Source organism: aff. Roholtiella sp. LEGE 12411, assembly GCF_015206995.1.
Classification (GTDB): domain Bacteria; phylum Cyanobacteriota; class Cyanobacteriia; order Cyanobacteriales; family Nostocaceae; genus Komarekiella.
Genome location: NZ_JADEXR010000200.1, coordinates 1 through 9,330 on the forward strand (window position 1 = coordinate 1; position 9,330 = coordinate 9,330).

Here is a 9,330-nt window from a genome sequence, read left to right on the forward strand (position 1 = left end):
TACAGCAAACAATAAAAATGCCTTGTATGTCATCTCCATTAATAGCTTTAGCTATTAATGGAGATATTTTTCAACATATTATTACATTGAATTGCTAATAATTTGGCATAACAAGTACTGAAGAACCGTATTGATTTGTGGAAACCCTATAAAACTTTAGTAGGAAAATTGATGCCAAATGCAGATGTAACTATTGATAGGTTTCATGTAATGAAACAGGTGAATGATGAATTAGATGCGGCACGTAAACAGCAAAAAAAATCAGCGATCGCACTTAAAGATAAGCGAGAAAAAGACCGGATACTAGCAGGATTACTAAAAAGTAAATATAGCTTATTAAAAAACGAAAACTCTTTAAATGAAAAGCAAAAAGATAGATTAAAATCTGTTCAAAATGTATCTCCAATTCTATTAAAAATGCACTCCCTTAAAGAAGACTTCAGAGACATATTCGATACTGCTGAATCATGGGGAGATGGGGTAATTAAATTATTGGATTGGATGCATGATTCCAGCTTATATTTTCCGAAAACTATTAGAACAATTTTCCGGTGGTTTGGTGACATAGTTGGATATTTTGAGCGAAGAACAACTAGTGGCACTGTAGAAGGAATTAACAATAAGTTGAAGCTGATTAAAAGGCTAGGTTATGGCTTTCGTAATTTCGCAAACTTTCGATTGCGCTGCCTATTATCTTGGCACTTTAGTGTTAAATCTCCATAAGGGGATCGGTAGAACCATTAATCCAGATGAGTTAACTGTGAGTGTATATCGTCACAATGGTGAAGTAGAAGTTTTGAAGGGTGAGGATAAGTTAGCTATTACTGAATTATTACCTGGCTGGGAAGTTGCTATTTCTGAATTATGGCCGCCTGTGTTTGAATGATTAGCAAGTAGTGATACGACATTGATATAGTAATCCGATTTGATTCGTGAACTGACTTGTAGAGACAGGGAATGGGGGATAGGGGATAGGGAATGGGAAATGGGAAAAAAGGAGTTAGAGGTGTACGCAGTTCTTTCAAAAATCAAATAGGAATCCTATACTATAGATGTAGTATCGTTCTAGAAAATTATTACAAATTTTATTCAAATGAAGAGTTTCAAGTTATAAATAAAGCTACAAATTTATTTGGTACTTAAATTCTAAAATCGCCCATTTCCTTGGACAATGTGCTTGACAGTAGTCAAAGTTTCCAAGCTAATAAATCCCCGGCGATGACCTTTTTGATTAGACATTCCTAGAAATACTGAATCTCCTCGTGAAGGGTTACGGGAAAAACGCGGGGAAGCATTGATGTAGATTGAGGCGCTGTTAACTCCTAAAGCAAACTGCCGACTTTCCTGATATGATTCAGTCATAATGCAGTCAGCATGACCACTGCTATATTGATTAATCCAAGCGATCGCACCCTCTAAGCTATCCACCAGTTTAAAAGCTACTGTCCTAGTTAAATAAGCATTTCCCCACTCGTTTTCCTTTGCTAGATGCAACTGGGGAAAAGCTTCCACTAATTCCGCATCCCCTTTAATTTCAAAACCTTTTTCCTTCAAGCTGTTCCACAAAACTGCTAATGAAGATGGCAGAGCTTGGCGATGAATTAGTACTTTTTCAATAGCATTCACTGGGTCTGGTTCACTCTGATGGCTATCTATAATCATCCAGCGTACCATTTCTAAGCTGCTATTAAGCGACCAGTAGAGGTAACAGTTACCCATTGCGGACTTTAAAACTGGGCAAGTTGATTGTCGCATTACTTGCTGAACCAAGCTAGAACGTCCGTAGGGAATCACTAAATTCACATACTGATCTTGAATGACTAAATCCCGAACAGAAGCACCATGTTCTGCTGTGATTAGCTCTAAACAGCCTGATGGTAGACCAACTTCTGCGATCGCATTTTGCACTACCTCAGCAATCGCTGCGTTAGAGTGACTAGCTTCTGTGCTGCCTTTAAGGATTAGACTATTACCAGTTTTGATACAAAAACCCGCTGCGATCGCTCCTAAATCTGGAAACGCCTCATAAATAAATGCAATCACTCCCAAGGGCATTAACTGAGAATAACTCTGGGAGTCTTCTAGTTGATAGTCAGCATTCCTGACCCGGCGTAGTGGATCGGATAATTCTCCCAACCGTTGTAGAATGTCCACGGTCGTCTCTAGCCTTGTAGGAGTCAGTTTTAGCCAATCTAATATTAAGTCTGGCACTGCCATTTCCCGACTGGCTTCCAGATCCAAAGTGTTGGCTTCTAGAATGTCGTCAAATGAGCGTTCTAGCGCCTGCGCCATCGCTAATACAGCGCGACTCCGGTCTGCTCCTTTTGTGATTCCTAACTTTAGAGAAGCTTGATAGGCGCGTTGAGCACTAGTAATCGGTTCGGGGTAATCATCCAAAACTTCAACGGTCATTGAGTTAACGTCTGTAGGTAAGCCAGACCAATAGTGCTGGCAGAATAGCTAACAGCACCGCCACTATTGCCCAGGCAATAATACTAGAACTATTTGCCAATCGCAGCGCTAATGGCAGCCATATAATCACTAGCACGAAAATAATGCCCAGTGCTATGGGTAGATAGCTTTCTCCCAACTTAGGATGAACAACGTGCCAACTATTTCCCGTCCAGCGCCAAGCTCGCTTGTAGGGATAGGTTGTGGAAAGTTGTTCTAGGACATAGCCATTATCTTCCAGTACAAATATTTGCTGACAGCGATCGCAACCAAATGCTTCTGTCAGCGTAATTGGAATTAACCGCCCCCGGCGACGGCAGGGACAGGGATATTCCGTATTAAAGTCTATTTTTTCAGGTTTTTGAGATTGCACAAGCGTTCTACTAACTTGAGCGTGTTTTTTGCAAACTACGAGAATATCAAGGCCTTGGAGGCTGATTTCCCTCTTATCAACTTTTTGTATAGATAGCGAGGCAAACACTGCCATGATTACGAAAGGCAGATGAAGCTAACTCAGGTTGTCGTGATTGCTGTCTGGGGGTTCGGTTGTCTAACCAGAGGATAGCTATCTGTTGTCTTTCCCTGTAGTTAGCAGTCTGGTTAAAAAATTTTTTCCTCTTCATCTTTGGCTTTAAAAGAAATGTATTTGCATTTGGCAGGCATTTATTGTGCTGATATATCTGGTACGATCTTAAGTCTACGTGGCGACAATTAGTAAAACAACCTGTTTAGAAAAGCTACTCCCACAAGCAACACGGTTATGTTTGAGTACTCATACCTATTTTTTCACGAATTATAGACATCTGTTAAGAGACACGAAATCAGAACATTCGCCAGCTTGAGTGACTTTTTTATCTAGATACATTTTGGCTAAATTTGCTGTTAAAAGACGTATTGCACCCTACAATACTGCTATTTAAACAGGCTTCTTTCATCAAGTGTAGTACAGCGCACACAAAACGACTTGCCTAAAGCTATTAATGTCTAACCCTTATTAAATCGCTCTTGGTATAGACTTAGAGTACTGCTTATATCTTAATATTTTATTTTTTTAATAAGCGGGTAACGCGATTCGAACGCGCGACATTCACCTTGGCAAGGTGACGCTCTACCACTGAGCTATACCCGCAATTTCAACTCGAACTTAATTATCTCAGATATATTTTAGATTGTCAACCCTTGAATTTGGTCATTAGTCATTGGTCATTGGTCATTAGTTCATAACAAAGGACAAATGACCAATGACGAACTAACTTAGTTCTTCTGACTCCGCAGCTAAATTGCCGATGTTGGCACTTTGAAAAGAAGCTGGCAAAGACTGGGTATTTCGAGAATATGGCTCCGCCAGGTTAGAACGCAATTGCCGCATGAGGCTTGCCATTTCCAGGGCACTCATCGCATAATCCCAGCCATGATTGCTTTTAATGCCTGCCCGTTCTAAGGCTTGCTGCATAGTGTCCGCTGTTAAAATACCAAAAATCACAGGTACACCTGTCTGAAAGCTAGCAGCAGCAACGCCCTTCGCTACTTCCGAAGAAACGATATCAAAATGAGGTGTTTGCCCCCGGATGACTGCACCCAGGCAAATTATGGCATCATAGCGATGGGAGAGTGCCAGTTGGCGAGCTACCACAGGTACTTCAAAACTTCCCGGTACCCAAACGTAGTCTACCTGATTGCCGTGGGGATTAGTATCCACACCGTGGCGTTTCAAGCAATCTTGACACCCCTCTAGGAGCTTAACGCTAACCAGGTCATTGAATCGACCAATCACCACTGCAAACCGCAAAGGTTCTGTTTGAGTAAAACTTCCCTCAAAAACTGCCATGACTGCCTCTGAATCAGGTATACTTCTGGCCAATATACATTTCTTCTTTAAATGTAGAGGAGCAGGAAAGCACAGTTAAGTAAAAGGAACTAGGAAAAAGAAAAAATATCTTTTTTCTTCCTTTAACCTTTTAACTTTGCTTTTCTGCCCCTCTAGTTCTTATATTACGTGCCTCTGCCAGAGCGAAGCCGTCGTCTATACGACAAAAAAGTTTAACAAACCGACTAAAAATACTAACGCAATCCAGACGCCAGAACCAAGCCAGAGCAGCTTTTTAGATTCACCCCAACTTTGGGGAGTGGCATAAGCAACAGGGACACCTACAACCAGGACAAAAGATAGCCCAACCAGACCTATCAAAGCAATTTGGAATATTATGGTCATTTTTGCTTCTCCCAAGCTAGCGAAATACTAAAGATAGAATATCCTAAAGGGCGACACTGACAGTTTTTCCTTATTTTTAAGCTAGCAGAAATTGCTACATTTTAGTCATTTGTCCTCTCTTACAAAGTTCTGTTCGCCGGAAACCGGCGCTCAGACTTTGCGCTTTGTCTTTTGTCCTTTGTTTAAGTACCAATGACCAATGACCAATGACTAATGACTCTTGATTATGGACTTAATTCTTTGCCACACAACAGCTGATTTTGACGCGCTAGGAGCAGCGGTTGGGCTGACGCGCTTACTACCGGGGAGCAAGATTGTGCTATCTGGCGGCTCTCACCCTCCTGTACGGGATTTTTTGGCCTTGCATCGAGATGAATATCCTCTGATTGAAAGGCGTTCAGTAATTCCTGAAAACATTCGTTCTCTGACTGTGGTGGATACACAACACCGCGATCGCATCGGTAAAGCTGCCGAGTGGTTAGATTTACCCCATGTAAAAGAAATCATACTTTATGACCATCACCTAGGACAAGAATCGGATATTCCCGCTACGCAATCGTATATTTCCTCTGTGGGAGCTACCACAACTTTAATTGTGGAACAATTGCAACAGCACCAAATCTCCCTGACTCCAGCCGAAGCAACGGTGATGGCTTTGGGTATCCACGTTGATACTGGCTCGTTGACATTTGACCAGTCTACACCACGGGATGCTTTGGCCTTGGCTTGGTTAATGGAACAAGGTGCTAGTTTATCAGTAATTTCCACTTACTGTTACCCTGGTTTGTCTCCCCAATTGCAGCAGCTATTAACCCAAGCGCTAGAAAATTTGGAATATCTCTGTCTACACGGACATACCATTGCTTGGGTAACTTTGAAAACTGAGGGTTTTGTGCCAGGGTTATCGAGTCTAGCCTCGGAACTCGTCGAGTTAACTGAAATTGACGCCATCCTATTGGCGAATGAATATCCTTTAGGTAAAGATGACGTACGCTTAACAGTAATTGGGCGATCGCAAATTCCCAAAACAAATCTTAACCTTTTATTCCAACTTCTAGGTGGCGGTGGTCATTCACAAGCAGCATCGCTGAATCTCCGAGGAGTAGACTCCAAAGCAACATTACAACAACTCTTGGACGGGATCAAAGCACAAATTCCCCATCCCCCCACTGCTAGGGACTTGATGTCTTCTCCTGTCCGCACTATTCTTCCTGAAACCACAATTGCCGAAGCACAGCGTATTTTGTTGCGTTATGGAAACTCTGGTTTATCTGTAGTCGATGCTCAAGGGCAACTAGTAGGTATTATTTCACGACGGGATATTGATATCGCCTTACATCATGGGTTTAGTCATGCGCCAGTCAAAGGCTACATGACAACGAATCTCAAAACAATTACACCAGATACAACACTGCCACAAATCGAGGCGCTGATGGTGACGTACGATATTGGGCGCTTACCTGTGTTGGATAATGAGCAATTAGTGGGTATTGTTACTCGCACTGATGTATTGCGGCAATTACATCAAGAAAGAGAGGAAAAAAGAGGAAGAGGGGGGGAAAAACAGAGAGGCAGAGGCAAAGAAAATCATTTTAATCTCCCTCAATTGCAGAATAAACTTGCGCCTCAATTGTGGCAATTACTCACGGTAGCATCGCAAGCAGCCCAAAAGCGGGGTTGGCATCTTTATCTAGTAGGTGGTGCAGTCAGGGACTTGCTATTAGCAAAAGAAGCAGCAGGTACCTTAATGATTAAAGATATTGACCTTGTAGTTGATGGCTTTCATCAATCAGCAGATGTCGGTGCTGGTGTGGAACTGGCAAAGGCACTACAACAATTTTACCCTGCTGCTCGCTTAGAAATTCATGGGGCTTTTCAAACTGCTGCTTTGCTATGGCATAATGACTCAGAATTAGATTCTTTATGGGTAGATATTGCCACTGCTAGGACAGAATTCTATCCTTACCCCGCGGCAAATCCAGAAGTTGAGGCGAGTTCTATTCGTCAAGACTTGTATCGACGAGATTTTACCATCAATGCAATGGCACTGCGGCTCACCTCCCCGCGTGCTGGTGAATTACTTGATTTCTTTGGTGGGTTACTAGATTTACAAGCCAAACAAATTCGGGTTTTACACCCCAACAGCTTTATTGAAGATCCCACCCGTATTTATCGTGGTGTGCGCTTTGCTGTGCGCTTCGGATTTCATCTGGAACCGCAAACAGAAGAATTTATCCGCTATGCCATCAATAGTGGCGTTTACGATCGCACTGCCCAAGAGAATAGCAGAACTCCAGCCCTACAAACTAGACTCAAAACAGAATTGAAACATATTCTGGAAGCTTGTTACTGGAAATCGGCTTTACAGTTACTCGACAATTTGGGAGCGTTGCAATGCATCCATCCTACTCTGAAGCTAGATGGAGATATTCTGCGGCAATTACGTTTGCTAGAACGCTGTTTGCAACAATTTGATACTGAACAATCCCTCATTCACTGGCAAATGCGTCTAGAAGCATTAATTGCCCACCTAGCACCTGAATATCGGGTCAAAGTAGCAAAAAATCTGCAACTACAAGAGGATAGCATTACTAGGTTAAAGAACTTAGCCCTAAATTCTACTCAGGTGATCAAGTCCTTACCTACTTTTCAAGTTCCCAGTCAAGTGGTGCAGTTATTGCGACAGTACGATTTACCAATGCTGATTTTAATTGCCTTGCAAAGTCCGCGAGACATTAGACATCAGATTTGGAAATATTTAACTGTTTGGGCTAATGTGCAGCCATTTTTGAATGGCAATGATTTAAAAAATTTGGGTTACAAACCAGGGCCCCAATATCGGCAAATATTAGATGAGCTACTTGCTGCTACCTTAGATAAAGTGGTTAAAGATAATAGAGAAGCTGAGGAATTTTTAGCAAAGCATTATCCTCAGTAATTGATATTTTACAGATGTGGTTTTTATGCAAACAAAAACACCAAAAAAGTACTAACTTCCAAATGATCCTCTATAGTATATGATTAACATTCTTATTGAAAGAGCGATCGCACTAGATTTACGCTTTGCAAAAACCAGCGAATGCCTACAGCACGCTACGCGAACGCGGGAGTCTAAATCGTATCTGGGTCGATATTTAATTCTCGCAGTTTTGCTGCCAAACGTTCTGCTTTTTGTTCCAACTGTTCTGCCGATTCTTCCGGTGTCGGTACTAGTTGTCCAACTGGTGTAAAAAACCGCAATAGTCCTTCATAAATTCCCAGATATAAGCCTAGCTGCTGACTCCACAAATGTCCTTGTTCATTCGCTTGTAGAGGTTGATATTCTCCATCTACTAAATGAAATCCTGCAAACTCAAGTGTATATGGATCGAACCAAAAATAATCAGGCGTGCGGAAAGTATCTTGATAAATTGTTTTCTTTAAATCTTTGTCAGTATTAGCTGTTGATTCCGAAAGAATTTCCAGAATTACATTCGGATATTTGCCATATTCTTCCCAAACTACCCAACTTTTACGGGTTTTACGTTCGGTTCCCAACACTACAAAAAAGTCTGGGCCTCGGAAGTATTCTGATTTTCGTTGGTGTGGACTGTAATAGATAGTTAAGTTTCCAGCAGCATAGAAATCATTTCTATCTCGCCACAGCCATTCGAGACATTTGAAAAGTAGGATTATTTGTCGTAGATGCAGTTCAGTTTCCAAGGGAGGCTCGTCACTATATAAATCACTAGGGGGAAAAATAACATCTTGGGAGATGCCTTCTTGAGAATCTAATGCTTGAGCAATGGTCATAGAATGGATATGGCATCAAGTAGTTATGGATTTATTTTAGCAGCGTTGTATTAGGCGATCGCGGTGTACGTCAAGCTCGTAAGCACATAACTTGGTATGCTAAAGGCTTCGTCGGTGCTGCTGATTTGCGGGGACAGCTAAGTTTGGTTGAAACTGTCGATCAGGGTTTGCTGTTGATTGATCGAGCTATTGAAAAACTGGCTAATGGTTATGAGCTAGAGGAAGAGATAGAATCTAACTTAGCGTTGGTATAGCAAAGATTTTAGAGTTTTACGCCAAGACTTTGCATCTTGGCGCGAAATGATTCAATCTAAAAAAGACCGAGCAAATTTATATAGAAATTGCAAATTCTGCCTCAAGTCTTTTTTACGGACGACGACGCAAATATCCTTCCTCTTCTAATTTTTGCAAAGCTCTTTTAGCCGCTGCTATTCCATACTTTTGACCAATTTCTGCTGATTCCTGCGAAATTTGAGGAAGAACACTAATTGTTTTTTTGCCTAAAGGTGTTTCATAAAACGCAATCATTTGTTTTATATCTTCATTAGTGAAATATTTCGCATATACAGGAATTAATTCATTCATCAGCTCATTTGGCTTGAGTTATGCCAGAAAAGTATCCCAAGCTTTTTGAGGCACTTGCGGATATTGAGGCTTTAAAGTGTCTACTAATTGAAGCATTATTTGCCGAGAAAGATTTTCTGAACCAGTTATTTTGAGTAATTGTCTGATGTTATTAGTTTTTTCTATTTCTGGTTCTACCGATCCCCTTATGGAGATTTAACACTAAAGTGCCAAGATAATAGGCAGCGCAATCGAAAGTTTGCGAAATTACGAAAGCCATAACCTAGCCTTTTAATCAGCTTCAACTTATT

The 9,330-nt window shown here is 41.3% G+C and carries 9 protein-coding genes, 1 tRNA gene and 2 pseudogenes; 4 read left to right on the top strand and 8 right to left on the bottom strand.

What is annotated here, in order from left to right:
* Positions 1 to 129: 129 nt before the first annotated feature.
* Together IQ246_RS26885 and IQ246_RS26890 are read left to right on the top strand one after the other, a co-directional pair.
* A pseudogene (locus tag IQ246_RS26885) lies at positions 130 to 723 on the top strand (transposase); the annotation flags it as partial.
* Between the two features lie 37 nt (positions 724 to 760).
* A complete protein-coding gene (locus IQ246_RS26890; protein ID WP_370588549.1) occupies positions 761 to 886 on the top strand; it encodes a hypothetical protein in 126 nt (41 codons plus the stop codon).
* Between the two features lie 260 nt (positions 887 to 1,146).
* Here the strand turns inward: IQ246_RS26890 and IQ246_RS26895 are convergent, their stop codons facing one another.
* The 5 genes from IQ246_RS26895 to psbZ form a co-directional block, all read right to left on the bottom strand.
* On the bottom strand, positions 1,147 to 2,412 hold the full coding sequence (locus tag IQ246_RS26895) for a glutamate-5-semialdehyde dehydrogenase (RefSeq protein WP_194006354.1): 1,266 nt from the start codon (positions 2,410 to 2,412) through the stop codon (positions 1,147 to 1,149).
* Between the two features lie 4 nt (positions 2,413 to 2,416).
* Positions 2,417 to 2,824: a hypothetical protein gene (locus tag IQ246_RS26900; RefSeq protein ID WP_194006355.1), complete on the bottom strand. Its 408-nt coding sequence runs from the start codon at positions 2,822 to 2,824 to the stop codon at positions 2,417 to 2,419.
* A gap of 684 nt (positions 2,825 to 3,508) precedes the next feature.
* Positions 3,509 to 3,580: transfer RNA gene (locus IQ246_RS26905), tRNA-Gly, on the bottom strand.
* A 120-nt stretch (positions 3,581 to 3,700) separates the two neighbouring features.
* Complete coding sequence (ribH, locus tag IQ246_RS26910) at positions 3,701 to 4,279, bottom strand: 6,7-dimethyl-8-ribityllumazine synthase (RefSeq protein WP_194006356.1); 579 nt, start codon at positions 4,277 to 4,279, stop codon at positions 3,701 to 3,703.
* A 195-nt stretch (positions 4,280 to 4,474) separates the two neighbouring features.
* Positions 4,475 to 4,663, bottom strand: coding sequence for a photosystem II reaction center protein PsbZ (psbZ, locus tag IQ246_RS26915; protein WP_194006357.1), 189 nt, complete (start codon positions 4,661 to 4,663; stop codon positions 4,475 to 4,477).
* 226 nt (positions 4,664 to 4,889) lie between these two features.
* Between psbZ and IQ246_RS26920 the strand changes: the two genes are divergently transcribed.
* On the top strand, positions 4,890 to 7,601 hold the full coding sequence (locus IQ246_RS26920; protein WP_194006360.1) for a CBS domain-containing protein: 2,712 nt from the start codon (positions 4,890 to 4,892) through the stop codon (positions 7,599 to 7,601).
* A gap of 173 nt (positions 7,602 to 7,774) precedes the next feature.
* Here the strand turns inward: IQ246_RS26920 and IQ246_RS26925 are convergent, their stop codons facing one another.
* Positions 7,775 to 8,455 (bottom strand): Uma2 family endonuclease, encoded by a 681-nt coding sequence (locus tag IQ246_RS26925; protein ID WP_194006358.1) that lies wholly within the window; start codon positions 8,453 to 8,455, stop codon positions 7,775 to 7,777.
* A gap of 50 nt (positions 8,456 to 8,505) precedes the next feature.
* Here IQ246_RS26925 and IQ246_RS26930 point away from each other — a divergent pair.
* Positions 8,506 to 8,709 (top strand): annotated as a pseudogene (locus tag IQ246_RS26930) (tRNA dihydrouridine synthase DusB); the annotation flags it as partial.
* Between the two features lie 112 nt (positions 8,710 to 8,821).
* Here the strand turns inward: IQ246_RS26930 and IQ246_RS26935 are convergent.
* Together IQ246_RS26935 and IQ246_RS26940 are read right to left on the bottom strand one after the other, a co-directional pair.
* The gene (locus IQ246_RS26935; RefSeq protein ID WP_244142171.1) at positions 8,822 to 9,040 is read right to left on the bottom strand and encodes a DUF2059 domain-containing protein; all 219 of its coding nucleotides are present in this window, start codon (positions 9,038 to 9,040) and stop codon (positions 8,822 to 8,824) included.
* Between the two features lie 185 nt (positions 9,041 to 9,225).
* The coding region (locus IQ246_RS26940; RefSeq protein WP_194006359.1) for a transposase at positions 9,226 to 9,330 on the bottom strand (105 nt) is incomplete at its 5' end.